This is a genomic window from Jidongwangia harbinensis (genome assembly GCF_020216025.1).
GTDB classification, from domain to species: Bacteria; Actinomycetota; Actinomycetes; order Mycobacteriales; family Micromonosporaceae; genus Actinoplanes; species Actinoplanes harbinensis.
Genome location: NZ_JAIWNC010000003.1, coordinates 143,548 through 169,950 on the forward strand (window position 1 = coordinate 143,548; position 26,403 = coordinate 169,950).

Below are 26,403 nucleotides of genomic sequence, written 5' to 3' on the forward strand. Positions count from 1 at the left end.
GCATCAGAAAGAGCGCGCCAGATCCTCATCCCGTTACACCTTCTCCCGGACGGGTGACGCCGGGCGCCGGCCGGGCCGGCCCGGACAGCCGCGCCGCGGCACCGCCGCGGGCCTGTACCTGCGGGTCCGCGGCCAACCGGCGCAGGCCGCGCATGGTGGCCACGCGGACCGCGCCGGAGCGTTTGCCGAGGACGCGGGCGGTGGTGGCGACGTCCAGTCCGGCGACGACACGCAGCATCACCGCCTCCGCCTGGTCCGGTGGCAGCGCCGCGATCCGGGCCAGCGCCCAGTCGGTGTCGGACTGTTCCTGGGCTTCGGCGGCGGCGTCCCGGGCGATGTCGCCGCGTACCGCGTCGGCGGGGTGCTCGGGGCGGCGGGCGTTCCGGCGCCGTTCGTCGATGCTGCGGTGCCGGGCGATGCGGAACAGCCAGCCCCGGAACGCGGTCGCGTCGCCCTCGAAGCGGTGCAGGTCACGGGCGGCCTGCAGCCAGGTCTCCGAGGCCACGTCCTCGGCCGCGTCACCCACCACCACGCGCAGGTACCGCAGCACCGCGGGTTGCAGCGAGCGCCAGAGCACCGCGAAACCCGCCTCGTCACCGGTCGCCGCCGCGCTCAGCGCCGCGGCGAGGTCTTCGTCATCGTGCACGCTGCTCTTGTCACTTCCGTCCGCGCCGTACCCACCGGTCCGGATCCGGGCAGCACGCTACACGCCCGGCCCCGGCCCCCGGTTTTCCGGATTGGGCGGTCTGCCGCAGCGGCGAGTGTTGTCATGGCAGGGACGACGTCCGCGGGAGGTCTCATGTTGTCATCCGGATCCTCGTCCCATGCCGTCGCACGGGACGGCCGGTGGGGGCTGCTGATGGTCGCCGGCGTGACCTGGCTGGCGGTCGCCTGGAGCGTGCTGCGGCTGGATCCGATCGACATCGTGCACGTGGCCGGGCCGGTGCTGCTGTTCGGCGCCGCCACCGAGGTGCTGCGGGCGCTGGCCGGGCGGCCCACCTGGTGGCTGAACGCGGGCATGGCGGTGCTGTTCGCCGTGGCCGGGGTGATCCTGCTGCTGGAGCAGGACTCGTCGTACACCACGCCGGCGGCCCTGATCGGGTGGTATCTGCTGGTGCGCGGCGCGGCGGACGTGGTGATCGCCACGCTGACCCGGGACACCGACCGGATCTGGGGCCTGCTGATGGTGGTGGGCGTGCTGGAGACCGGGCTCGGCTTCTTCGCGGCGAGCCCGTTCTCGCGTACCGCCGATCTGGTGGTCGTGATGGTGGGCGGCCTGGGTGTGCTGCGCGCGATCGCGGACCTGGCGACCGCCCTGCGTCTGCGGGAGGCGGCGGTCCGGGCGGACCTGCTGCATCTGCCGCCGGAACGGGAGGCCGGGGTGGCCGGGTACTCGGCCGGACTGTCGGACTTCCCGACGGCACCGCCGCGGGGGCGGCGCCGGCGCCGGGCGGCCACCCAGGCCCTGGACACGTTGTCCACGCCGGTGGCGGGCGCCCCGGCCGAGGGCGGCTCGCCGGCCGGGACCGCGACCGCCGGAACCGCGACGGCCGGAACCGCCGCGGCGGCCGGCGGCAGCTTCCACGACGAGGTGGTGCGCACGACCGCCGACCTGGACGCGATGCTCGCGCTGGCCGGGGTGACCGGCGCCGGGGTCGGTGCGCGGGCCGGGGACTACGAGGTGCCGGAGGTGCCGGACACGCCCGAAGGGGTAGAGGACGGCGACGACCCGGAGCGGACCACGGTACGGGCGGCGAAGAGCGAGGACGCGGAGGCCGACAAGGACTGACGGGGCCTGTTTCGCACCCCCGACCCCGTCGAACGGGATCCGCACAACGGTCAGTCGCCGGGCCGGGGTCCCCGCCGGCGGGGTCCGCCGTACCGCCGGGCCGGGGCGCCGCCGGTCAGGCCGGGGCGCCGACCCGCCGCAGCAGGCCCTCCTGGACGGCGCTGGCGATGTGCCGGCCGTCCCGGGTGAACATCCGGCCGCTGGCCAGGCCACGACTGCCGCTGGCGGACGGGCTGGTGCAGTCGTACAGGAACCATTCGTCGGCGCGGAACGGCCGGTGCAACCACAGCGCGTGGTCGAGGCTGGCGCCGATGACGCCGCCCGGCCCCCACACCTCGCCGTGCGTGGAGAGCACGGAGTCGAGCAGCGACAGGTCGGACGCGTAAGTCAGCGCGCAGGCGTGGATGAGCGGGTCGTCGGGCAGCGTGCCGTCGATCCGCATCCACACCCGCTGCTGGTGGTTCGGGGTGCGGTCACCGGGCGGCACCCAGCCCGGCACGCCGACGTAGCGGACGTCGACGGCCCGGGGCGCGGAACTGAACGCGGCGGCCCGGTCCGGGTACGGCTTGAGCCAGTCGTCCATGGTCGGCACGTCCTCGGGCGCGGGCACGTCCGCGGGGGCCGGCGAATGATGGTCGAGTCCCTCCTCGACCACGTGGAACGACGCCGACATGAAGAAGATCGTCCGGCCGTGCTGCTGGGCGGTGGACCGGCGGACCGAGAACGACCGTCCGTCGCGGATGGTCTCCACACCGAACTCGATGGGCACGGTCGGGTCGCCGGGCCGGACGAAGTAGCCGTGCAGCGAGTGCACGTGCCGGTCCGGGTCGACGGTGCGCCCCGCGGCGACCAGCGCCTGCCCGGCGACCTGGCCGCCGAACACACGCTGGGCACCGACCTGCGGGCTGACGCCGGTGAACGTGGCCGCGTCGACCTGCTTGAGATCGAGCACCTCGAGCAGCTGGTCGACGGCGGCCTGGCCGTGCGGCAGCGTCACCTGGTCTCGGCCACCGTGGCCGGGTCGACGAGCGAGCCGAGCTGGTGCACCCGCAGCGTGTTGGTGGAGCCCGGGGCGTTCGGCGGGCTACCGGCCACGACCACCACGTACTCGCCGGGCTTGGCCAGGCCGAGGCCCAGCATGGCGCGGTCCACCTGACGGAACATGTCGTCGGTGTGCTGGACGAAATCGGTCAGGAACGTCTCCACGCCCCAGGACAGCGCCAGCTGGTCGCGGACCTCACGGACCGGCGTGAACGCCAGCAGCGGCAGCTCGCAGTGCAGCCGGGACAGCCGCTTGACGGTGTCGCCGGTCTGCGAAAACGCCACCAGCGCCTTGGCGCCGATGTTGCGGGCGATCTGCGACGCGGCCACGGTGAGCGCGCCGCCGTGGGTGCGCGGGTCGTGCTGCAGCCGCGGCACACCGAGGGCACCCTGCTCCGTGGTGGTGACGATCCGGGCCATGGTGCTGACCGTGAGGACCGGGTACTTCCCGACGCTGGTCTCGCCGGACAGCATCACGGCGTCGGTGCCGTCGAGCACGGCGTTCGCGACGTCGGAGGCCTCCGCGCGGGTCGGCCGGGAATTCTCGATCATCGAGTCGAGCATCTGGGTGGCGACGATGACCGGCTTGGCGTTCTCCCGGCACAGCTGCACGGCGCGCTTCTGCACCAGCGGCACCTGGTCCAGCGGAAGCTCCACGCCGAGGTCGCCGCGGGCCACCATGACGCCGTCGAAGGCCAGCACGATGGCCTCCAGGTGGTCCACCGCCTCCGGCTTCTCGACCTTGGCGAGAACCGGGCGGAGGACGTTCTCCTCGTTCATGATCTGGTGCACGAGCTTGATGTCGTCCGGCGAGCGGACGAACGACAGCGCGATCATGTCGACGCCGAGGCTGAGGGCGAACCGCAGGTCCTCCTCGTCCTTGTCGCTCATCGCCGGAACGCTGACCGCCACGTTCGGCAGCGACACGCCCTTGTTGTTGGAGACCGGCCCGCCCTCGACGACCAGGCAGCGGATGTCGTTGTCGGTGACGCCGGCGACCTCGACCGCGACCTTGCCGTCGTCGATCAGCAGCCGGTCACCGACCTTGACCTCCTGCGGCAGCTTGTCGTAGGTGCAGGAGACGCGGTCCGGGGTGCCCAGGATGTCGTCGCTGGTGATCGTCACGACGTCGCCGGTGCGCCAGTCGTGCGGCCCGTTGGCGAACTTGCCCAGCCGGATCTTCGGACCCTGCAGGTCGGCCAGCACCGCGACGGCGCGACCGGTGTCCCGGGCCGCCTCTCGCACCAGGTGGTAGACCTGCTCGTGGTCGGCGTGGCTGCCGTGGCTGAAGTTCAGCCGGGCCACATCCATGCCTGCCTCGACGAGCCCGCGAATGCGCTCGGGTGATGCGGTGGCGGGACCCATGGTGCAGACGATCTTTGCGCGGCGTGTCACAGCCATCAGGCTAGTCTCTCTTTCGGATCGGCCTGGCGGCCGACCCCCGATGTCGGGGATGCAGGCGAATGGGCGGGCGACGACGACCGCGGCGCGGCCAGTTTATCGGTCGGCGCGACGCCGTCGCGGGCACATGCACGACTGACGGGTACGCGATCCGCCCGTCACCGAAAGCAACGGCGACCGCCCCGTCCGCACCAGCCCGCCGTGCCGCCGGGCGCACCGGTCAACGGCACGGTACCGGGGTCACCGGCAGAGCCGCGGGATCCGGGTCTGGTGCGCTTCCGCCGACGGCACCACGATCGCGCAGATCCGCCGCACCGCCTCGCCCGGATCGAGGCGGTGGATGGCGACCGTCCAGTCCGCGGACGCGGTGGCCAGTGTCCGGCCGTCCGGGGAGAACACGAGATCCTGCACCGCGTTGGGGTGCATCCGGAACTCGGCGACCAGTGCGTTGGTCCGGACCTCCCACATCCGGACCGAGTCGGGGTCGCTGCTGCTCGCGGTGGCCAGCAGCCGCCCGTCCGGCGACCAGGCGATCCGGTCGACTTTGAAGTCGTGCGTCCCGACCGGGCCGGCCGGCGTCAGGTCGCGGGCGTGCAGCAGCTCGGCGTGCCCTGCGCTGGAGGCCATGGCGACGGTGCCGCCGTCCGGGCTGAACTCGGCATCATCGACCGCGACGCCGGGCAGGGTCCGGTGGGCGAGCAGCGCGAAATCCGCCGTCCGCCAGAGCCAGACGCCCCCGTCCTGGTGCGGCCCGGACGGCTGGCCGAGCGGCCGGTTGTGGTTGGACGCCGCCAAGAGGTGGCCGCCGTCCCTGCCGAAGGTCACCGAGATGGCGAGGTGGTCGGGTGTCTCCAACTGGGCGCGTCGGCGCCCGGTGCGGACGTCCCAGACGACGACGTCCGACACGCCGCGTCTGGCCTGGCGCTCGTCGTGGCTGTCGGCCTTCCCCCCGCGCTTCTGGGCATCGACGACGACCGCGAGCAGGGAACCGTCCGGCGAGAAGGCCGGGCTGTTGGGGACCATCCCGGCATCGACCCGGAAGGTGGAGCGCAGGCGTCCGTCCGGGGCGAAGACCAGCACCCGGCCGTCGCCGAACACCGCGGCGAGCGAGCGGTCCCGCGCGTAGGTGAGCCCGAGCGGCCCGTCGTCGGCGGCCACCTCCAGGGTGCGGGCCACAGAGCTGGTGCGGGTGTCCCAGATGCGGATCCGCGGGTCGTTCGATCCGGTGGCGAGCCGGTCACCGCCCGGGTCCTGCGCGAGGTAGCCGACCGCCTGCGGGTGCGGCAACCGGTCGACGCCGAGCCGGAACAGCATCGGCGCGGAGTCGCTTCCCACCGCGGCGAGCAGCCTGCCGTCGGCGGACAGGGCCACCGCGGTCGCGAAGCTTCGGAAGCCGGTGAGCGGCGGTCGCGGCCCGCCGCCGTCGGCCTTGAGCCGCAGGATTTCGTTCTCCCGGCCGCCCTGCACGATCACCGTGCCGTCCGGCGTGACCGCGGCGGTGCTGGCCACCGGCCCGTCCGCCGTGGCGGACACCGTGGCCGCCCGGCGCCCGGTGGCGGCGTTCCAGGCAGTGACCACGCCGGACGCCTCGACGTTGACCACCGTATCGTCGCCGGCGAAACTGAGCTCGAAGCTCTTCGGGAGCCGGCTCATCTGCCGGCCGTCCGTCCGCCGGATGATCCGGCTGTCGGCGACCGACCCGACGGCCAGATAGGTGCCGTCCCGGCTCACCGCCAGGCTCTCCGCACCCGGCACACCGGTGCGGATCGTGGTGCGGAGCCGGCCGTCCGCCGGATCCCAGACACCGAGCACCTCTCCCGCCGGCGCGCCCTCCGCCCGGGTCGCGACCAGGGACGATTCCGGCAGCCAGGCCACCGCCCCGAACGCCGTCAGCGTCCGCAGCCGGCGACCGCTCGCCACCTCCCAGACCGCTACGCCCTGAGGAACGCTCAGCGTGCCGGCGGCCAGGTAACGCCCGTCCGGGGAGAAGGCGACCGAATGCAGGTCCGTACCGGGATGCCGGAGGTCCGCGCCGACCTGCCGTAGCGAGGCACTGTCCCAGAGCTGGATCCGGCCATTCAGATAGCCGACGGCGACCCGCCTCCGGTCCGGGCTGACCGCCACGTGCCGGGCGCCTCTCTCGCTGCCGAGCAGGCCCAGCACCGTGGTGTGCTGCCCGGACATCAACACGCTGCGCGCCTCCGCGGTGGGCGCGGCGTCCCAGGCGTCGACCGCCTTGCCGAGCGCACGCAGCTCGTCGGTGAGGAAGTCCGTCCGCGCCTCGGCCGCGAGCTGTCGGGACAGCGCGAGCCGGCCGTTCGCCGCCGCATCGGCGCCTCGGTCCTGGGCCTCGCCACGTTGGTCCACCGCCACCAGACCGCCGCCGACGGCGACCAGCAGCGCCACCGCGAGCCCGCCGACCAGCCGCCGCAGCCGCCGGGTGGTACGGCGCTGGGCCACAACGTCCGCTTCGGCGGCGGCGGCTCCGGCGGCCAGGAACCGGCGCTGGGTCTCCGGCAGGTCGGTACGCCGGCCCGCCCACTCCCGCGCGGCGGCCAGCCGGGCGCCCCGGTACAGCGCGTCCGGGTCCTCGCCCGCGCCGGCCCAGTCGGCGGCGGCCTGGGCGAGCCGGCGCCGCAGCACGATCTCCTCGCGCGCCTCAGTGAGCCAGGCCGTCAACCGCGGCCAGCTGGTCAGCAGCGCCTCGTGGCTGATCTCCACGGTGTCCCGGCCAGCGGTCACCAGGCGGGCGTCGACAAGCGGGCGGAGCACGGTGAGATCCGCCTCGTCTCGGCCGGCCCGGTGGCGTACCGCTTTGTCGCCGACGACGGTGACCAGGCCGAGCAGGGCCGAGCGCAGGGCGGCCCGGCCGGTGTCGTCCAGGCCGAGGTAGATCCGTTCCGCGGTCTCGGCGACCGCGTGCCGGATGCCGCCGGTGTCGCGGTAGCCGGCCACGGTCAGGGTGACGCCGTCGCGCCGGTCCCAGGTGGCGCGCAGCGCGTGGGCGAGCAGCGGCAGAGCACCCGGCTCGTACCCGCGCCCGGTGAGCGCGCCAACGTCGGTGAGCAGGAGTTCCGCCAGACCCGGTTCGAGGATGAGCCCGGCGTCGCGGGCCGGTTCATCGACCGCGCGGCGCAGGTCGGCGGTGCTGAGTGGGCCGGCCACCACCTGCCCGGCGCCCAGCATCGGCACCAGGGCCGGAAGTTCGGTGCACTGCGGGTAGAAGTCGGCACGAATGGCGAGGAGCACCAGGGCCGGCCCCGCGGCGGCGAGCGCGGCGGCAAAGGCGTTGCGTTCGGCCGGCTCGGTGCACTGGGTGAACAATTCCTCGAACTGATCCACCAGGATGATCAGCCGGCCGTCGCCGGCGGCCCTGGCGGCCAGGTCGCCGAACCCGGCCGGGTCGTCCCGTACGGCCGCGAGCGCGGCGCCCGGCTCGGCGCCGGCCAGCGTGGCGGCCCGCCCGGTCAACTCGGCCAGCGGCCCGGCGCCGGGCGTCATGATCAGCCACGGCCAGGAGCCGCTGCCCTCGCCGAGCCCGCCGTTGGTGATCGCCGGGAGTACCCCGGCGCGCAGCAGCGAAGACTTGCCGACGCCGGAGACCCCGACGACGACCACCGGCGGGCCACCGACGAGGTGTTCGCTGAGCCGGCCGAGGAGTTCGGCGACGAGGGTCTCGCGACCGCGGAACCAGCGAGCGTCGGTGACCTGGAAGCTGGCCAGACCGGGATACGGCGCGGGACCGCCGACCGCGGGTCCCGGTGGCCCGGTCTCGCCGCGGCCGGTCACCCGGCCGAGCACTTCCTGGCGGAGCTGCGCGGTGGCCACCAGCGACTGCCGCAGCAGATCGGTGTGCTGGCGCTGGGCCCGGCCCTGCTCGGCGAGTCGCTGCTGGATCGCGGCGAGCGCGTACGCGGCGTCGTCGGCCAGTAACTGCAACCGCCCGACGTCCGCACCGAGCGCGCCGAACGCCGACGCGAGCGCGTGCTGGCCCTCCTCGTCGGCGGCGCGCAGGGCGACGCCGACCGCGTCGACCGCGTGCAGCAGGGCGGCCACCTCGTCGCGCAGCGCGGCGGCCCGCTCGTCACCGGCCTCGAGCCGGGCCAGCACCTCCGCCGCGATCGCATCCCGCCAGCGGTCCGGCTCCCCCGGTCCGCCCGGTTCGCCTTCGCGTAGCTTGCGGGCTGCGGCGGCCAGCGTGTCTGAAAGGTAATTGCCGCCGATGCCGCCGAGCTGGTCCAGCGTGGCGGTGTAGTCGGCCGGGGCGCCGAGCGCGGCGCCGGCTACCGGCGCCACGGCGGACGCGGTGAGGAACGCGATAATGCCGTACGGAGTGGCGCCGCGCAGCCCGGCACCGGCCCGTCGCCCGGCCTGCCGAGCCCAGGCCCCGACCCCGCCGCGAGCCCGCTCGACGGGAACGGCCGGATCGGCGTCCGCCGCACCGGGAGCGTCCGCGGAAGTCATCGACACGCGCTCATGGTGTCACGGACCGTCCACTGTGCGTAGTGCCACGGCGCCATGCCGGTGGAGCCCTATCGGCAGGTGCGGGGCAGCGGCTCCCCGCCGTGCCGGGAGGCCGGGACCAGCATGTCGCAGATCCGCCGCACCGCATCGTCCGGGTCGAGGTGCCACAACGTCACGGTCCAGTCGTTGGCGCCCGCGGCCAGGATGCTCCCGTCCGGGGAGAACTTCATCTCGCCGGACTGGTTGCTCTTCGAGCGCACTTCGGCGATCTGGTTGCCGGTGCCGGCGTCCCATAGCCGGATGATGTCGGTGTCGCTGTCGGTCGCGGTGGCGATCGTGCGGCCGTCCGCCGACCACGCCACCCGGGACAACGGTGTGGCATGTTTGCCCATCGTCCGGACCGGGGTCAGCCCGTCCACCCGCAGCACCGGGGCGCCCTGTCCGTGTGCCAGCGCGACCAGGGCACTGTCCGGGCTGACCGCGAGTTCGGTCATCGGACTGCCCGGCACGTCCCGCCGGTCGACCAGCGACAGGTCCGGAAGGCGATACCGCCAGACCGCCCCGTCCTGCGGCCCGTTCTGTCTGCTCCGGTTGGCACCGACCAGCAGATACCGCCCGTCGGGCGTGAACGCCTCGGCGATGGGGAGGTGCCCCGGTAATTTGAGCGGAGCACGCGGACTCAGGGTGCGGGCCTCCCAGACATGGATGTCCGGATCCGGACGTTCCTGCACTTCCCATGCGGGCTTTTCGTCCGGGTTGCGGTAGTTGGTCACCACGGTGAGCAGCGAACCGTCCGGCGAGAAGGCTACGTCGCCCGGATACAGGTCCGACGGTATCCGGAGCGTGCGGCGCAACCGGTGTGCCGGGTCGAAGACCAGGATCCGGCCGTCCGTGAAGCTGGCCGCGAGCGAGCCGTCCGGTGCGTACGCCAGGCCCAGCGGCCCGTCGCCGCCCGGCACCGTGATGGTGTCACGCAGCGTGCTGTTCCGCGGGTCCCAGACCCGGATCGCCGGGTCGTTGCTGCCCGTGGCGAGCCGCTGCCCGGAAGCGTCGAACGCCACGCGACCGACGATCTGCGGGTGCGGCAGCTGGCCTCTGCCCAGCCGGATCACCCGAGGCGGGGCGAAGTGACTGGTCACCGCCAGCAGCCGGTCGTCCGGGGAGAGCGCCAGGCCGGACGGAACATCCGGAAAGCCGTCCACCGGCGTGCGGGCACCACCGAGCGTCAGCGCCAGGATCTCTCCGGGTTCGTCACCGCCGACGATCGCGGTGCCGCCCTGGGCGACCGCGAGGTAGATGCCCGTGTCGCCGCTCTCTAGGTCGTTGAGCGGGACCGGCCGCCAGCTGGAGGCGGGACGCCAGGCCTGCACCGGCCCGTCCGCGCTGGCGCTGAAGAGTGTGCCGTCGGCGGCGAAGCCGACGGACCGTACCGCCGCACTCAGTTTCGCGAGCCGTCGTCCGTCGGACCGGCGCAGGATCTCGCCGTCGTCCGAGTCGGCCACGGCCAGGTAGCGGCCATCCCGGCTCACCGCGAGGGCGATCACGTCCGGGCCGCCGATGGCGAACGCGGCGAGCACCCGGCCGGTCTCCGGATCCCAGGCACCCAGGGAGCCGGCCGTCTTGATGTCCATCCGACTGGCCAGGACGGCCGTGGAGTCCGGCAGCCAGGCGACCGCGCCGAACCCCGAGAACGTCCGGCGCAGGGTGCCGCCGGGCACGTCCCAGATCGCCACGCCACCCACCTGCGCCAGCGCGCCGGCGGCCAGGAACCGCCCGTCCGGCGAGAAGCTCAAGGAGAACAACAATGCGGGTTTGCCGGCGTCCGGGCCGGTACCGCCGCGTTTCTCGGTCGGGTGCCGCAGCTCCGCGATCAGCTCCTGCGTCGTGCTGTCCCAGAGCTGGACCCGCCTGTCCGTGTAGCCCACCGCGATCAGCCGGGCGTCCGGACTCACCGCGACGGTATGGGCGCCGGACTCGGTGCCGAGCTGTCCGGAGACGACGGTGTGCTGGGCGTACAGCAGGGCATTCCGGGCCTCCCGGGTGTGTGCGGACTCCCACGCCGCCAACGACTTGCGGGCCGACAGGTCGGGCAACGTCCAGTGTTCGTTGCGGGCCTCGGCCGCCAGTTGCCGGGACGTCGCCACCCGGCCGTCCAGGTCCGCCTGGACCCGCTGCCGCCACACCACCACCCCACTGGCCACCGCCAGCAGCAATGTGACCGCCAACCCGGCCACCAGCCGGCGCAGCCGCCGGTTGGTCCGCCGCTGGGCCAGTTCCTGCGCCTGCGCCGCCGCCTCAGACGCGGCCAGGAAACGCCGCTGTACCTCCGGCACGTCGCCGCGCCCGGCGGCCCATTCCCGGGCCGCCGCCAGCCGGGCACCCCGGTAGACCGCGTCCGGGTCCTCCCCCGCCGCCGACCACTCGGCCGCCGCCTGGCCGAGCCGTTGCCGCAGCAGGATCTCCTCCCGCGCCTCCACCAGCCAGGATGCCAGCCGGGGCCAGCCGGTCAGCAGCGCCTCATGGCTGATCTCCACGGTGTCGTGCCCGGCGGTGACCAGGCGCGCCTCGATCATCGGGCGGAGGACCGCCAGATCCGTCTCCTCGGGGGTGGAACGGCGGCGGACCGGGATGCCGTCGGCGACGGTGACCAGGCTCAGTAACGCCGCCCGCAGCGCGACCCGGCCGGCTTCGTCCAGGTCCAGGTGGATGCGTTCGGCGGTCTCGGCGACGGCGCGCCGGATGCCGCCGGTGCGGCGGTACCCGTCGACCGTCAGCGTGGTGTCCTCGCGGCGTTCCCAGGTTGCCCGCAGGGCGTGCGCGAGCAGCGGCAGGGCGCCCGGCGGGTAGTCCGGCGCGCCGAGGTCGGCGAGCAGCAGCTCGGCCAGGCCGGGCTGTACCGTCAGCCCGGCCTCCGCGGCCGGTTCGTGGATCGCCCGGCGCAGGTCGTCGCTGCCCAGCGGGCCGACCACCACTTGGCCCGCGCCGAGCATCGGCACCATCGGCGCCAGTTCCGTGCACTGCGGGTAGAAGTCGGCCCGAACCGCGATGATCAGCAGCGCCGGTCGTGCGGCGGCCAGCGCCTCGACGAACGCCGCCCGTTCCGCCGGGTCGGCGCACTGGGTGAAGAGTTCCTCGAACTGGTCGACCAGCACGACGAAACGGTCGGTGCCGAGCGCCTCCACCCGGCCCCGGTACTCGGCCAACGGCGTCTTCCCCGGGGTCATCACCAGCCAGGGCCAGCCGCCTACCTCGTCGCCGAGGCCGTTGTTCGCCACCGCCGGCCACACTCCGGCCCGCAGCAACGAGGACTTGCCGACGCCGGAGACGCCGACCACGACCAGCGGCGGGCCGCCGACCAGTTGTTCGCTGAGCCGGCCGAGCAACTCGGCGACGAGCGCCTCGCGTCCCCGGAAGTAGCGGGCGTCCGTCGCGTCGAAGCTGGCCAGCCCGGGGTACGGCGTCGCGTCCGCGTCGCCCGGCGGTGGCACCGGCCGGGGCGGGTCGGCCGCCAGCCGGCCCATCAGGTCCTGCTGGATGCGTGCGGTGACGACCAGCGACTGCCGGATCAGATCGGTCTGGACGCGCTGCGCCCGGCCCTGCTCGGCGAGCTGCTGCCCGATCGCGGCGAGGGACCGGTTGGCGTCCTGCGCCAGCGTGTCCAGCACGCCGAACGCCTCGGCCAGTTCCCGCCGGGTACGTTCGTCGGCCTCGCGCAGCGCGACGTCCACCGCGCCGACCGCGTGCAGCAGCGCGGCGATCTCGTCCCGCAGCCCGGTGTCACCGGTTTCCAGGCGGGCCAGCAGCTCGGCGGCCACCGCCTCGCGCCACTCGTCCTCCGTCGTCGCGGACGTCCCGCGCAGCCGGTCCGCCGCGGACATCAGCGCGTCGGACAGGTAGTTGCTGCCCATCCCGCCGAGCTGGCCGAGCGCCGCGGTGTACTCGGCGGTGGCGCCCAGCGCGACCCCGGCGACCGGCGCGACCGCGGACGCCGCGAGCAGGGCGACGATGCTGTAGGGGGTGGCCTTACGGAGTCCCGAGCCCGCGGCGCGAACCCAGGATCGTACGGCGGACCGGGACCGTTCGATGGGCGTCGCTGTGGTCGTCATCGACCCCCATCGTGTCACCTACCGTCCACTGTGTGTAGCCACGATTCGGCCATTGCCGGCGACGCGTCCGAGGGTCCGGGGTCGCCCGCCGGACCGGGCCGGCGCAGGAGCACGCGTGGGGCGGGAATTTGCCCTGTTTGCGCGGCTGAGCCCGTCCCGGCCCTGCGGCCGAGTCCGGCACGGCAGCTCTTGATCACCACCAGTGGAACAGCAACGTCCCTTCAAGCCCCGGATACCAGCGCTGGTGTACCACTGGAGCGCTCCAGTGGTACACCAGCGTGGTTACCAGGCCCTCGTGACGACGGTGGTGTTCCACCCCGGGCCACGATCGATGCGGTCAGCGGGCGGCGGCCAGCGGCTGGGACGCCGGGTGGACCGGGGCCGGCAGGTCGCCGTGCGCACCGAGATAGGTGTGGATCGCCGCGGCGGCGGCCCGGCCCTCGGCGATCGCCCAGACGATCAGCGACGCGCCGCGGTGCATGTCGCCGGCCACGAACACGCCGTCGGCGGCGCTCCACCGGTCGTCGGTGTCCACCGCGCCGCGGGGGTTGCGGGTCACGCCGAGCTGGTCGAGCAGCGGCTGTGGTTCCGTACCCTCGAAGCCGATCGCGAGCAGGACCAGCTCGGCGCGCAGGTCGCGCTCGGAGCCGGGGGTGACGGTGACCTGGCGCCGGCCGTCGACGCGTTCGACGACGACGTCGGCGATGCGCACGGCGGCGACGTTGCCGTGGCCGTCGTCGACGAACTCCTGCACGGCCACGCCGAAGACGCGGTCGCCGCCCTCCTCGTGCGCCGGGTAGTTGCGCAGGATGGTGGGCCAGGTGGGCCACGGGTGAAGTTCGGCGGCGCGGATCTCGGGGGGCAGCGGGTACTGGTCCAGCTGGATCACCTCGGCCGCGCCCTGGCGGTGGGCGACGCCGAGGCAGTCGGCGCCGGTGTCGCCGCCGCCGATGATGACCACGTGCTTGCCGTGCGCGTCGATCGGGGTGGTGTCCTGCAGGCCGGAGACGACGCGGTTGGCCGGGACCAGATGGTCCATCGCCAGGTGGACGCCGTTCAGCTGCCGCCCGGGCGTCTGCGGGGTGTCCCGGCCGGCCAGCGCACCGCAGGCCAGCAGCACCGCGTCGTAACGGTCCCGCAGGTCGTCCGCGGTCACGTCGACGCCGACGTTGACGCCGGTGCGGAACTCGACGCCCTCGGCCTCCATCTGGGCCAGCCGGCGGTCGATGTGCTCCTTCTCGATCTTGAAGTCGGGGATGCCGTACCGCAGCAGGCCACCGATCCGGTCGTCGCGCTCGTACACGGTGACGGCGTGACCGGCGCGGGCCAGCTGCTGCGCGGCGGCGAGCCCGGCCGGGCCGGAACCGACCACCGCGACCCGCTTGCCGGACGGTGCCGGGGCGGGTTGCGGGCGCACGTACCCGAGGTCGAACGCGTGGTTGGCGATCTCCACCTCGACCTGCTTGATGGTCACCGCGTCGTCGGCGATGGCCAGCACGCAGGCCGCCTCGCACGGGGCCGGGCAGAGCCGGCCGGTGAACTCCGGGAAGTTGTTCGTGGCGTGCAGCGACTCGGCCGCCGCCGCCCACGCCCCGGTACGCACCAGGTCGTTCCAGTCCGGGATGCGGTTGCCCAGCGGGCAGCCGTCGTGACAGAACGGGATGCCGCAGTCCATGCAGCGGGTGGCCTGGTCGCGGATCAGTTCCTCGCCCGCGGGCGGGTAGACCTCGCGCCAGTCCTGGATGCGCACCGGCACCGGGCGGCGCTTGGGCAGCTGCCGCTCGTACCGCAGGAAACCGTTCGGATCAGGCACTCTTGACTCCCATGACCGCCTCGTCGATGTTGCGACCGGCGGCTTCGGCGGTCCTGATCAGCTCCATCACGCGCTTGTAGTCGCGCGGCACCACCGCGGTGAACTCGGTGACCGCCTCCGGCCAGTCCTTGAGCAGCCGGCCGGCGACCGCCGAGTCGGTCTCCGCGAAGTGCTTCTGCACCAGTTCGTGCAGCTGCCCCTGCTCGGTGTCGGTGAGCGGGGCCAGGTCGACCAGCTCCGGGTTGATCTTGTTCGGGTCGAGGTCCAGGACGAACGCGGTGCCGCCGCTCATGCCGGCCGCGAAGTTGCGCCCGGTCGGGCCGAGCACCACCACGGTGCCGCCGGTCATGTACTCGCAGCCGTGGTCACCCACGCCCTCGACGACCGCGACGCCGCCGGAGTTGCGGACCGCGAACCGTTCCCCGGCGCGGCCCCGCAGGAACACCTCGCCGCCGGTGGCGCCGTACAGGATGGTGTTGCCGGCGATGATGTTGTCCTCGGCGACGAACGGCGCCTCCTCGGCCGGGCGCACGATCACCCGGCCGCCGGACAGGCCCTTGGCGACGTAGTCGTTGGTGTCGCCGATGAGCCGCAACGTCACGCCGCGCGGCAGGAACGCGCCGAACGACTGCCCGGCCGTGCCGTGCAGGGTGAACTCGACGGTGCCGTCGGGCAGGCCGTCGCCGCCGTACCGGCGGGCCACCTCGCCGCCCAGCATGGCGCCGACGCTGCGCTGGTCGTTGCGCACCGCCACGGTGGCGCGGACCGGGTCGCCGTCGGCGAGCGCCGGCGCGGCCAGCGCGATCAGCTCGTTGTCCAGGGCCTTCTCCAGGCCGTGGTCCTGCGCCACGATGCCGCGCCGGGCCGCGTCCGCGGGCAGTTCGGGTACGAACAGCAGCGGGCTCAGGTCGAGCCCCTGTGCCTTCCAGTGCCGCACGGCCGGCACCACGTCCAGCACCTCGGCGTGCCCGATCGCCTCGTCGATCGAGCGGAAGCCCAGTTCGGCGAGGTACTCGCGGACCTCCTCGGCGAGGAAGAGGAAGAAGTTCTCCACGAACTCCGGCTTGCCGTTGAAGCGTTCCCGGAGCACCGGATTCTGCGTGGCGATGCCGACCGGGCAGGTGTCCAGGTGGCAGACCCGCATCATGATGCAGCCGGAGACGATCAGCGGCGCGGTGGCGAAGCCGAACTCCTCGGCGCCGAGCAGCGCCGCGACCACCACGTCCCGGCCGGTCTTCAGCTGCCCGTCGACCTGCACGGTGACCCGGTCGCGCAGCTTGTTCAGCAGCAGCGTCTGCTGCGCCTCGGCCAGGCCCAGCTCCCACGGCGAGCCGGCGTGCTTGAGCGAGTTCAGCGGCGACGCGCCGGTCCCGCCGTCGTGGCCGGAGATCAGGATGACGTCGGCCTTGAGCTTCGCCACGCCGGCCGCGACGGTGCCGACCCCGATCTCACTGACCAGCTTGACGTGTACGCGGGACGCCGGGTTGACCATCTTCAGGTCGTGGACCAGCTGCGCCAGGTCCTCGATGGAGTAGATGTCGTGGTGCGGCGGCGGCGAGATGAGGCCGACGCCCGGGGTGGCGTGCCGGGTCTTGGCGATCCACGGCCACACCTTGTTGCCGGGCAGCTGGCCGCCCTCACCGGGCTTCGCGCCCTGCGCCATCTTGATCTGCAGGTCGTCCGCGTTCACCAGGTACTCGGTGGTCACGCCGAACCGGCCGGAGGCGATCTGCTTGACCGCGGAACGGCGCTCCGGGTCGTACAGCCGGTCCACGTCCTCGCCGCCCTCGCCGGTGTTCGACTTGCCGCCGAGGCGGTTCATCGCGATGGCGAGGGTCTCGTGCGACTCCGCGGAGATCGACCCGTAGCTCATCGCGCCGGTGGCGAACCGCTTGACGATCTCGCTGGCCGGCTCGACCTCCTCGATCGGGACCGGGGTCCGGGACCGGAACGTGAACAGCCCGCGCAGCGATCCCGCCTCGGCGGCCAGCTGGTCCACCTTCTCGGTGTACTGCCGGAACACGTCGTACTGCTTCGACCGCGTCGCGTGCTGCAGCAGGAAGACCGTCTCGGGGTTGAACAGGTGCACCTCGCCCTCGCGGCGCCACTGGTACTCGCCGCCCACCTCCAGACGCCGGTGGGTGCGCTCGGCGGAGTTGCTCGGGTACGCCTTGGAGTGCCGCGCCTTCACCTCGGCGTGGATCTCGGCCAGGCCGGCGCCGCCGATCCGTCCGGACGTGCCCGCGAAGTAACGCTGCAGCAGCTTCTGGTCCAGCCCGACGGCCTCGAAGACCTGGGCGCCGCAGTACGACGACACGGTCGAGATGCCCATCTTGCTCATGATCTTCAGGACGCCCTTGCCGAGCGCCTTGACGTAGTTGCGGACCGCCGTGCGCGGCTCCAGCCCGGCCAGCGGTCCGGTGGCGATCAGGTCGTCGACCGTCTCGAACGCCAGGTACGGGTTGACCGCCGCGGCGCCGTACCCGATCAGCACGGCCGCGTGGTGCACCTCCCGGCAGTCGCCGCTCTCCACCACCAGCGCCACCTGGGTACGGGTCTGCTCACGCACCAGGTGCTGATGCACCGCCGCGGTGAGCAGCAGCGACGGGATCGGCGCCAGGTCGGCGTTGGAGTCGCGGTCGGACAGCACCAGGATGCGGACGCCGTCCTCGATCGCCTCGGAGACGTGCCGGCAGATCTGGGTCAGCCGCGCCTTGATGCCGGCCGCGCCGTCGCGCAGCGGGTATAGGCCGGACACCCGGACCGCCTTGAAACCGGGCAGGTCGCCGTCCTCGTCGATGGAGAGCAGCTTGGCCAGCTCGTCGTTGTCGATGATCGGGTACGGCATGACGATCTGCCGGCAGCTGGCCGGGCCGGGCTCCAGCAGGTTGCCCTCCGGCCCGATGGTCATCTGCAGGCTGGTCACCAGCTCTTCCCGGATGGCGTCCAGCGGCGGGTTGGTGACCTGGGCGAACAGCTGGTGGAAGTAGTCGAACAACAGCCGCGGGCGGGTGGACAGCGGCGAGATCGGGGTGTCCGTGCCCATCGATCCGAGCGGCTCGGCGCCGGTCCGGGCCATCGGCGCCACCAGGATCTTGAGCTCCTCCTCGGTGTAGCCGAACACCTGCTGGCGGCGCATCACCGAGTCGTGGGTGTAGACGATGTGCTCGCGCGGCGGCAGGTCCTCGAGCTTGATCAGTCCGGCGTGCAGCCAGTCGTCGTACGGCAGCGCGCCGGCCAGCTCGGCCTTGATCTCGTCGTCGTGCACGATCCGCCCGGCCGCGGTGTCGACCAGGAACATCTTGCCCGGCTGCAGGCGGCCCTTGGCGACCACGGTGGCCGGGTCGAGGTCCAGCACGCCGGCCTCGGAACCGAGCACCACCAGTCCGTCCTCGGTGTGCCACCAGCGGCCCGGGCGCAGCCCGTTGCGGTCCAGCACGGCGCCGATGACGGTGCCGTCGGTGAACGCCACGCTGGCCGGGCCGTCCCACGGCTCCATCAGGCTGGCGTGGAAGCGGTAGAAGGCGCGCCGCCGCGGATCCATCCCGGCGTCGTTCTCCCACGCCTCCGGGATCATCATCAGCACCGCGTGCGGCAGGCTGCGGCCGGCCAGGTGCAGCAGTTCCAGCACCTCGTCGAAGCCGGCCGAGTCGGACGCCTCCGGGGTGACGATCGGGAACAGCCGCTTGATCGAGCCGGGCAGCACCGTCGACTGCAGCAGCGCCTCCCGGGCCTGCATCCAGTTCCGGTTGCCGCGGATCGTGTTGATCTCGCCGTTGTGCGCGATGAAGCGGTACGGGTGCGCCAGCGGCCAGGACGGGAACGTGTTGGTGGAGAACCGCGAGTGGACCAGCGCGATCGCGCTGTCGGTGCGCGGGTCGGTCAGGTCCGGGAAGAACTCCGGCAGCTGGTCGGGCGTGAGCATGCCCTTGTACGTGACGGTGCGGCTGGACAACGACGGCAGGTAGGCGGCGATGCCCCGCTGCGACGTCTCCCGCTCGGCCTGCTTGCGGATGCAGAACGCCACCCGGTCCAGGTCGATGCCGTCGAGCCGCTCCCCGGCCGCCCCGGCCGGCGTGCCGGTGAGCCGGTGCGCGGCCAGGAACACCTGCCGGATCACCGGGCGGGCCGCGTCGGCGCTCTCGCCCAGGCCGGACGGGTTCACCGGCACGTCCCGCCAGCCGAGCACGTCGCCGCCCTCGACCAGCGCGTACTTCTCGAAGATCTTGATGGCCCGGGCCGCGTCGTCCGCGTCCTCGGGCAGGAAGACCAGGCCGGTGGCGTACTGCCCGGCCGGCGGCAACGCGAAGTCCACCACGGAGCGGTAGAACGCGTCCGGGATCTGCAGCATGATGCCGGCGCCGTCCCCGGTGTTGTGCTCGGCGCCGCGGGCGCCCCGGTGGTCCAGGCGGATCAGCGCGGACAGACCCTTGGCGACGACGTCATGGGAACGGCGTCCGTGCAGGTCGGCCACGAAAGCCACACCGCAGGCGTCACGCTCGTTCGAAGGGTCGTACAAACCCTGGGAAGGCGGAAGAGCCACCGGGCCTCCTGTCGTCACTCATTTCAATTCAAGGTCGGGACGACGTCGGCCCTGCAAAAGTCTCTCGATACTACGGTAAGGGCTCCGGATCTCCGCCAGGTGCGGTTGGATCACACTTCGCCGCCGGTGATTGGATAGTCTCGCGCGGTGGCGCACAGGGAAACTGACGTCTTCGATCGGCTCGAACGCTTCTACGATGCCGTACCCCGCGACGCCGCTGTCGCGGAGGAAATCGGAGGATTCGTGCTCTTCGTCCGTGAGGGCGAAGGCTGGCCGTTCTACGCCCGGCCCCGGCTGGGCGCGGACACGCCGTCCGCCGCCGATGTTACTTCCGTTCGGCGCCGGCAACGAGAGCTGGGCATCCCGGAAGCTTTCGAATGGGTGCACGAGAACAGCCCCGACCTGCTGGCCGTTGCCCGGTCCGCCGGCCTGGACGTCCTCCTGGCGCCGCTGATGGTGCTGGAACGCGCCGCCCTGGTGCCGGACCTGCCGCTACCCGGCGCCTCGATCCGGCTGCTGGACGCGTCGTCACCCACGTTCGCCGCCGACCTGGCCGCGTCCCGCGCGGTCGGGCATGTGGGATTCCGCACGCCGGCCCCGTCCAGCGCGCCGCTGCCCGGCGACGCCACCGCCGGGTTGATCCCGACCGGCCCGCTCAGCGGCGCCCCGCCGGTCGCCCCGGCCGGCCCGGCCGAACGCGACGCGGTGCCGCCGCCGGCCCCCGAGTCGCTCGCCGACCAGCAGAAGGGGTACGCCGCCGGCCGCTTCGTCGGTGGCGTGGTGGAGACACCCGCCGACGGCATCGTGGCCTGCGGCACGGTCCAGCGGGTCGGCGACGTGGCGGAGATCGTGGGCGTGGCGACGCTGCCGTCCGCCCGGGGCCGCGGCTACGCCTCCCAGCTCACCGCCAACCTGGCCCGGCACGCCCTGGAACAGGGCGTCAACCTGGTCTTCCTCTCCGCCGGCACCGACGACGTAGCCCGCCTCTACTCCAAGGTCGGCTTCCGCCGCATCGGCACCGCCTGCATAGCCGAGCCGGCCGCCGCCCCCCTCTGACCCGCACGTGGGGCCCCGGCGGGAGGGTGGGCGGGGCTCAGTCGGGTGGGGTCCAGTCGGCGGCCAGGCCCTGGGCGTGGCCCAGGATGCGCGGGCGGAGCTGGTTGAGGGCGGCGTCGCGGGCTCGCAGCGCGAGCCGGCCGCGGGCCTGCACCACCGCGGACATCCGCCGGGTCTGCCGCACCACGCTGGTGGTCCGGGGCCGGCGTTCCCGGCTGTACGCCTCGACCGCCGCGCACAGCTCCGGCCCGGGCTCGGCGTCCGCCATCAGCGACCGCAGCGTGGCGGCGTCCTCGAACGCCAGGCAGGCACCCTGCCCCAGATGGTGCGGCATGGCATGGGCGGCGTCACCGAGCAGCACCACACCGCCCGGACCGGAACAGAAACCGTACGACCGGGGCAGCGGCCGCAGCTCGCGTACCTCCTGCGGCAGCAGATCCTCCGGCCGGGTGGCGTCCAGCAACTCGCCGACCGGGGCGTGCCAGCCGGCGAACCAGCGCCGTAACAGCGTCAGCTGGGTGGCCGGGGACTCCGGGCGCGGCGCACCGGCCGCGGTGGCCACCCAGTAGATGCCACCCTGCCCGGCCGCCCGCTCGCCCAGCGGCATCGAGACGAAGCGGTACCCGGCGCCCAGCGTCTCGCCGCCGCACGCCTGGTCCTGCGGCAACCGCGGCGCCCGGTAGCCGGGGATCACCGCCTGCCACGCGGCGAACCCGGAACCGACCGCGGCCGCCTCGGGTGCCAGCGCGCGGCGTACCGGACTGTCGATGCCGTCCGCGGCGACCAGCAGGTCGGCCTCGAACTCGGTGCCGCCCTGGGCGACCGCGGGCCGTCGGCCGCGGCCGACGCGCACGGTGCTGATGTTCACGCCGGTGCGGATCTCCACCCGGTCGGACAGCCCGGCGACCAGCGCGTCGTACAGGTCCTCGAGATGCACCACGGCCGGCGCGGGGCCGGCGCCGGGGCGCGACCGCGGCGGCACCAGCCACTGCCCGTCCGGCCGGCGGACCCCGCCGTCCGGCACCGGGGAGGCGATGCCGGCCCACCCGCCGTCCGGGTCCAGGGCGTCCAGCGCCCGCCGCCCGTTGGCCCAGAGCACCAGCGCGGTCGGCGGCGCGGTCACCCGTTCGCCACGCTCCAGCACGGTGACCTGCCAGCCGGCGCGGGCCAGCGCGCCGGCGGTGGCCAATCCGGCCATGCCCGCACCCACCACCACGGCCGTGCGCACGTCACCCGCCTCCCGCCGTGGCCGCGGATCAGCGCTCGTCGGCGGAGCTCGGCGACGAGCCGGCTTTCTCGGGGTCGTCCCCAGGCGGGGACTCCGGAGCAGCCGGTTCGTCGGCGGCGGCGGCCACGGGCGGAAGTATGCCCGTGCGTTCGTACGTACGGAAGCGTTCCTCGCTGACCACTTGATACGCGGACGGCGCCTTCGTCTCCGCGGCGGCCGTCTCGGACACGTCGACCTGCGACACGTCGCTGTCCGGTTCCGCCTCGGGCGCGGTCTGCGGCGCGTCCACCGGCACCACGTACTCCCGCGGGCCCTTGACCATCAGGAAGTACGCCAGCGCCGCCACGAACACCACGATCGATGTGAAGACGTTCAGCCGGACGCCGAAGAACTCGGACGCCTCGTCGGTGCGCAGCATCTCAATCCATAGCCGGCCCGCGGTGTACGCCATCACGTACACCGCGAACGCCCGCCCCCGGCCGAACTTGAACCGGCGGTCCAGCGCCCAGACCAGGCCCGCGACACCGACGTTCCAGACCGCCTCGTACAGGAACGCGGGATGGTAGAGGTCGGGCAGGGTGACCGCCTCGCCGTCGATGACGGTGGCGTGGCCCGGATTGGCCCGGTCCATGTCGTGCACCCGCAGGCCCCACGGCAGCGTGGTGACCCCGCCGTACAGCTCGTTGTTGAACCAGTTGCCGAACCGGCCGACGGCCTGGCCCAGCGGGAGGCCCGGGGCCAGCGCGTCGGCGAACACCGACAGCGGCAGTCCCAGCTGGCGGCCCGCCAACCAGGCGCCCAGCGCACCGCCGGCGACCGCGCCCCAGATGCCGAGGCCGCCCTCCCAGATGTAGAAGGCGCGGATCGGCTCACCGCCGTCGCCGAAGTAGTCACCGGGCGACGTGATCACGTGATAGATCCGGGCACCGACGATGCCGAACGGCACCGCCCACACCGCCATGTCGAGCGACGCCCACGGCGCCACCCCCCGGCGGCGCAGCCGATACTCCATGACCAGCACGGAGACGACGATGCCCAGGACGATACAGAGCGCGTACGCGCGGATCGGCAGGCCCAAGACGTGCCACACGGACGTGGTGGGGCTCGGGATGGCGGCGTAGGTCACGCGCACACGCTACCGCCGGCGCGCCGGGCTCCGCCGTCAGGGGCGACCGCGGACACCCTCGGCGAGTTCCGCGCTGAGCGCACGCAGCCGCCGCTCGCCCTCCGCCGGGTCGTTCGCGTCGAGTACACAGCGGATCAGCGCGCTGCCGACGATCACGCCGTCGGCGAACGCGGCCACCTCGGCCGCCTGGGCGCCGTTGCCGACCCCCAGCCCCACGCCCACCGGCATGTCGGGGTCCACCGCCCGCACCCGGGCCACCAGGTCCGGCGCGGCCTGCGACACGCTGGTCCGGGCGCCGGTGACGCCCATCAGCGCGGTGGCGTACACGAAACCGCGGCACTGTCCCACGGTCATCGCGATCCGCTCGTCGGTCGACGACGGCGACACCAGGAACGTCCGGTCGATCCGGTACCGGTCGGCGGCGGCGATCCACTCGCCCGCCTCGTCCGGGATCAGGTCCGGCGTGATCATGCCGGTGGCGCCGGCCGCGGCCAGGTCCCGGGCGAACGCGTCCACCCCGTACTTCTCGATCGGATTCCAGTAGGTCATCAGAACGACCGCCGCACCGGTGCCGGCCACCGCCTCGATGATCCGCAACGTGTCCCGGGTGCGCACCCCGGCCGCCAGCGCGATGTCGCTCGCCTTCTGGATCACCGGCCCGTCCATCACCGGGTCCGAGTACGGCAGCTCCACCTCGATGACGTCGCAGCCCGACTCGGCCATCGCCCGCATCGACGCGATGCTGGCGTCGACCGTGGGGAAGCCGGCCGGCATGCAGCCGACCAGCACCGCGCGCCCCTCGGCCTTCGCCTTGCCGAACACGTCGCCGATCGTCATGCGGAGCCTCCGCTCGCATGCCCGCCCGGCCGTTGCCTCGCTGCGGCGCAGTCGGTCATGCGTTCTCCCCCGGGACGATCGTCTCGACGTCGTCCAGAATGCCGAAGTACGCGCCGGCCGTGTGCACGTCCTTGTCGCCGCGGCCGGACAGGTTCACCAGGATCGTCGGGGCGCGCCCCAGCTCGGCGGTCAGCGCCGGCACGATCCGGGCCGCGCCGGCGAGCGCGTGCGCGCTCTCGATCGCCGGAATGATCCCCTCGGTACGGCAGAGCAGCTGGAAGGCCGCCATCGCCTCGGCGTCGGTGACCGGTTCGTACGCCGCCCGGCCGGTGTCGTGCAGCCAGGCGTGCTCGGGCCCGACGCCCGGGTAGTCCAGGCCCGCCGAGATCGAGTGCGACTCCAGCGTCTGCCCGTCGTCGTCCTGCAGCACGAAGGTCCGGGCGCCGTGCAGCACCCCGGTGGACCCGCCGGTGATCGACGCGGCGTGCCGGCCGGTCGCGACGCCGTCACCGCCCGCCTCGAACCCGTACAGCCGCACCGTCTCGTCCGGCACGAACGCGTGGAAGATGCCGATCGCGTTGGACCCGCCGCCCACACACGCGGCGACCGCGTCCGGCAGCCGGCCCAGCCCGGTCAGGCACTGCTCGCGCGCCTCGGTGCCGATGCCGCCCACGAAGTCCCGGACGATCTCCGGGAACGGGTGCGGCCCGGCCGCGGTGCCGAGCAGGTAGTGGGTGGTGTCCACGCTGGCCACCCAGTCCCGCAGCGCCTCGTTGAGCGCGTCCTTGAGGGTGCGCGACCCGTTCGTCACCGGCACCACGGTGGCGCCGAGCATGCGCATCCGCGCCACGTTCAGCGCCTGCCGCTCGGTGTCCACCGCGCCCATGTAGACGACGCACTCCAGGTCGAGCAGCGCCGCCGCGGTCGCGCTGGCCACGCCGTGCTGACCGGCGCCGGTCTCGGCGATGACCCGCGGCTTGCCCATCTTCTTCGCCAGCAGGGCCTGACCGAGCACGTTGCGGACCTTGTGCGCGCCGGTGTGGTTGAGATCCTCCCGCTTGAGCAGAATCTCCGCGCCCACCGCGGCGGACAGCCGCTCGGCCCGGTACAGCAGGGACGGCGTGCCGGCGTAGTTGACCAGCAGGTCGGCGAAGCGGGCCTGGAACTCCGGGTCCACCTTCGCCGCCCGGTACGCCGCGTCCAGCTCGTCCAGCGCGCGGACCAGCGCCTCGGGCACGAACCGGCCGCCGAACCGGCCGAAGTGCCCGGCCAGGTCCGGCATCGCCGGGGCGCTCACCGTCCGCCTCCGCCACGCGGGCCCCGGTGCGACACTGCTGTGCTCATCGCACCGGCCTCGGGGTCGCCGGGTGATTACCGGCGTTGACCAGCTCGGCCACCGCGTCCCGGGGGCTCTTCTTGGTGACCAGGCCCTCGCCGACCAGCACCGCGTCGGCGCCCGCCGACGCGTACCGGATCAGGTCGTGCGGCCCGCGCACGCCGGACTCGGCGATCTTGACCACGTTGTTCGGCAGGCCCGGCGCGATCCGCTCGAACACCGACCGGTCCACCTCGAGCGTCCGCAGATCCCGGGCGTTGACGCCGATCACCTGGGCGCCCGCGTCCAGCGCCCGGTCGGCCTCTTCCTCGTTGTGCACCTCGACGAGCGCGGTCATGCCCAGCGACTCGATCCGCTCCAGCAGCCCGACCAGCACGTTCTGCTCGAGCGCGGCCACGATGAGCAGCACCAGGTCGGCGCCGTGCGCACGGGCCTCGTGCACCTGGTACGCCGAGACCACGAAGTCCTTGCGCAGCACCGGCACACCGACCGCGGCTCGCACGGCCGCCAGGTCCTCCAGCGACCCGCCGAACCACCGGCCCTCGGTGAGCACGCTGATGCAGCGCGCGCCGCCGGCCGCGTACTCCCCGGCCAGCTCCGCCGGGTCGGGGATGTCGGCGAGCGCGCCCTTCGAGGGCGACGAACGCTTGACCTCGGCGATGACGGCCACGCCCGGCTTACGCAGGGCCGCGTACGCGTCGATCGCCGGTGGGGCCGCCGCGGCGAGGTCACGCACCTGCTCCAGCGGGATCCGCTCCTGGCGGGCCGCTACGTCCTCGCGGACCCCGGCCAGGATCTCCTCGAGGACGTTCGCCGGGCCCGTACCCTGCTCCGCGGGGCCGCCACTGCCCGCTCCGGCCTGATCGGATGTCACGTAATGACTCCCCTCTCCGGGTGTCTTCCGCCCGATGCTAGGTGGCCGGGGACATCGGCGAAGCCCCGGGGTATGGCGCGCCTTACATCGTGGGCTCCGGCATAATGCGCTGCCCGGGGCATTGGCGTGCTCCTTTCCGGCCGCGGCGCGGGCCGCCGGCCCGGTTCCCAGCAGCGCATATCCCGCTACCTCGGCCGCCCCGGCCGCCCGCCGCCCGGCACGATCGCCGCCGGGAGTGGCAGCTCATTAATCTTGAACGCTCGCGCGCTTTTCGAGGCCCGCCCACCAAAATTTGTCGCTATTTCGGCCAAGCCTGTTGTGGTGGCCACGGAGCCGCATCGAACCGACAATTCCGGCACCGATATCCGGCGGTCGTGGGCATGAGCGCCGGGCCGGCTATCCGGCGGTTGTGGGCATGAGCGCCGGGCCGGCTATCCGGCGGTTGTGGGCATGAGCGCCGGGCCGGCCGACGCCATCAACGGCTTGCGTGTCCTCTCGCCACCCCGGGAGACGGCAGGTGTGTGGAATGGTGGCGTGCTCCGCGCCGCACCTTCCCACGCTTCAGGCAAGCAAGGCGACCGGGTGGAGTTGCGCCATCCCCCGCGCCGTAGATCCGCACGGTCGCTCCGGGATCTTGTGCACCCCGGGTTGCCTTACGACCACAACTCCACGACTTCACCGCGCACCCGTTCGCCGATCGAGCGGCGGCTGACGTCCGGGATCGCGAGGACGGACCGAGGCCTGCTTCACCGTCATGAGGTGACACGGCGGCTGCCCTGGCGTGGCGCC

14 protein-coding genes are annotated in these 26,403 nt (G+C 73.3%); 2 read left to right on the plus strand and 12 right to left on the minus strand.

What is annotated here, in order from left to right:
* Positions 1-25: 25 nt before the first annotated feature.
* Entirely contained in the window at positions 26-646 is a 621-nt protein-coding gene (locus LDL48_RS05505; RefSeq protein WP_225253892.1) for an RNA polymerase sigma factor, read from the minus strand.
* Positions 647-799: 153 nt separating this feature from the next.
* Here LDL48_RS05505 and LDL48_RS05510 point away from each other — a divergent pair, with 153 nt between their 5' ends.
* On the plus strand, positions 800-1,789 hold the full coding sequence (locus LDL48_RS05510; RefSeq protein ID WP_225253893.1) for an HdeD family acid-resistance protein: 990 nt from the start codon (positions 800-802) through the stop codon (positions 1,787-1,789).
* A 115-nt stretch (positions 1,790-1,904) separates the two neighbouring features.
* Here LDL48_RS05510 and LDL48_RS05515 read toward each other — a convergent pair whose 3' ends face one another.
* The 6 genes from LDL48_RS05515 to gltB form a co-directional block, all read right to left on the minus strand.
* Positions 1,905-2,786: an acyl-CoA thioesterase gene (locus tag LDL48_RS05515; protein ID WP_225253894.1), complete on the minus strand. Its 882-nt coding sequence runs from the start codon at positions 2,784-2,786 to the stop codon at positions 1,905-1,907.
* Entirely contained in the window at positions 2,783-4,231 is a 1,449-nt protein-coding gene (pyk, locus tag LDL48_RS05520; RefSeq protein ID WP_225253895.1) for a pyruvate kinase, read from the minus strand. Before pyk ends, LDL48_RS05515 begins: the two co-directional genes overlap by 4 nt.
* Before the next feature lie 240 nt (positions 4,232-4,471).
* Positions 4,472-8,695 (minus strand): nSTAND1 domain-containing NTPase, encoded by a 4,224-nt coding sequence (locus tag LDL48_RS05525; RefSeq protein WP_225254127.1) that lies wholly within the window; start codon positions 8,693-8,695, stop codon positions 4,472-4,474.
* 68 nt (positions 8,696-8,763) lie between these two features.
* On the minus strand, positions 8,764-12,801 hold the full coding sequence (locus LDL48_RS05530; protein ID WP_225253896.1) for a WD40 repeat domain-containing protein: 4,038 nt from the start codon (positions 12,799-12,801) through the stop codon (positions 8,764-8,766).
* A gap of 337 nt (positions 12,802-13,138) precedes the next feature.
* The gene (locus LDL48_RS05535) at positions 13,139-14,614 is read right to left on the minus strand and encodes a glutamate synthase subunit beta (protein ID WP_225253897.1); all 1,476 of its coding nucleotides are present in this window, start codon (positions 14,612-14,614) and stop codon (positions 13,139-13,141) included.
* On the minus strand, positions 14,607-19,175 hold the full coding sequence (gltB, locus tag LDL48_RS05540) for a glutamate synthase large subunit (protein WP_225253898.1): 4,569 nt from the start codon (positions 19,173-19,175) through the stop codon (positions 14,607-14,609). Before gltB ends, LDL48_RS05535 begins: the two co-directional genes overlap by 8 nt.
* A 129-nt stretch (positions 19,176-19,304) precedes the next feature.
* Between gltB and LDL48_RS05545 the strand changes: the two genes are divergently transcribed.
* On the plus strand, positions 19,305-20,213 hold the full coding sequence (locus LDL48_RS05545) for a GNAT family N-acetyltransferase (protein WP_225253899.1): 909 nt from the start codon (positions 19,305-19,307) through the stop codon (positions 20,211-20,213).
* Positions 20,214-20,250: 37 nt separating this feature from the next.
* Here the strand turns inward: LDL48_RS05545 and LDL48_RS05550 are convergent, their stop codons facing one another.
* The 5 genes from LDL48_RS05550 to trpC are packed head-to-tail and all read right to left on the minus strand — an operon-like array spanning position 20,251 to position 25,536.
* Positions 20,251-21,441, minus strand: a complete 1,191-nt coding sequence (locus LDL48_RS05550; RefSeq protein WP_225253900.1) for an FAD-dependent oxidoreductase — start codon at positions 21,439-21,441, stop codon at positions 20,251-20,253.
* Between the two features lie 28 nt (positions 21,442-21,469).
* Positions 21,470-22,567 (minus strand): prolipoprotein diacylglyceryl transferase, encoded by a 1,098-nt coding sequence (lgt, locus tag LDL48_RS05555; RefSeq protein WP_225253901.1) that lies wholly within the window; start codon positions 22,565-22,567, stop codon positions 21,470-21,472.
* Positions 22,568-22,603: 36 nt separating this feature from the next.
* Positions 22,604-23,404, minus strand: a complete 801-nt coding sequence (trpA, locus tag LDL48_RS05560; protein ID WP_225253902.1) for a tryptophan synthase subunit alpha — start codon at positions 23,402-23,404, stop codon at positions 22,604-22,606.
* 55 nt (positions 23,405-23,459) lie between these two features.
* A complete protein-coding gene (gene trpB / locus LDL48_RS05565) occupies positions 23,460-24,686 on the minus strand; it encodes a tryptophan synthase subunit beta (protein ID WP_225254128.1) in 1,227 nt (408 codons plus the stop codon).
* 58 nt (positions 24,687-24,744) lie between these two features.
* Complete coding sequence (gene trpC / locus LDL48_RS05570) at positions 24,745-25,536, minus strand: indole-3-glycerol phosphate synthase TrpC (RefSeq protein WP_308016436.1); 792 nt, start codon at positions 25,534-25,536, stop codon at positions 24,745-24,747.
* Positions 25,537-26,403 lie beyond the last annotated feature (867 nt).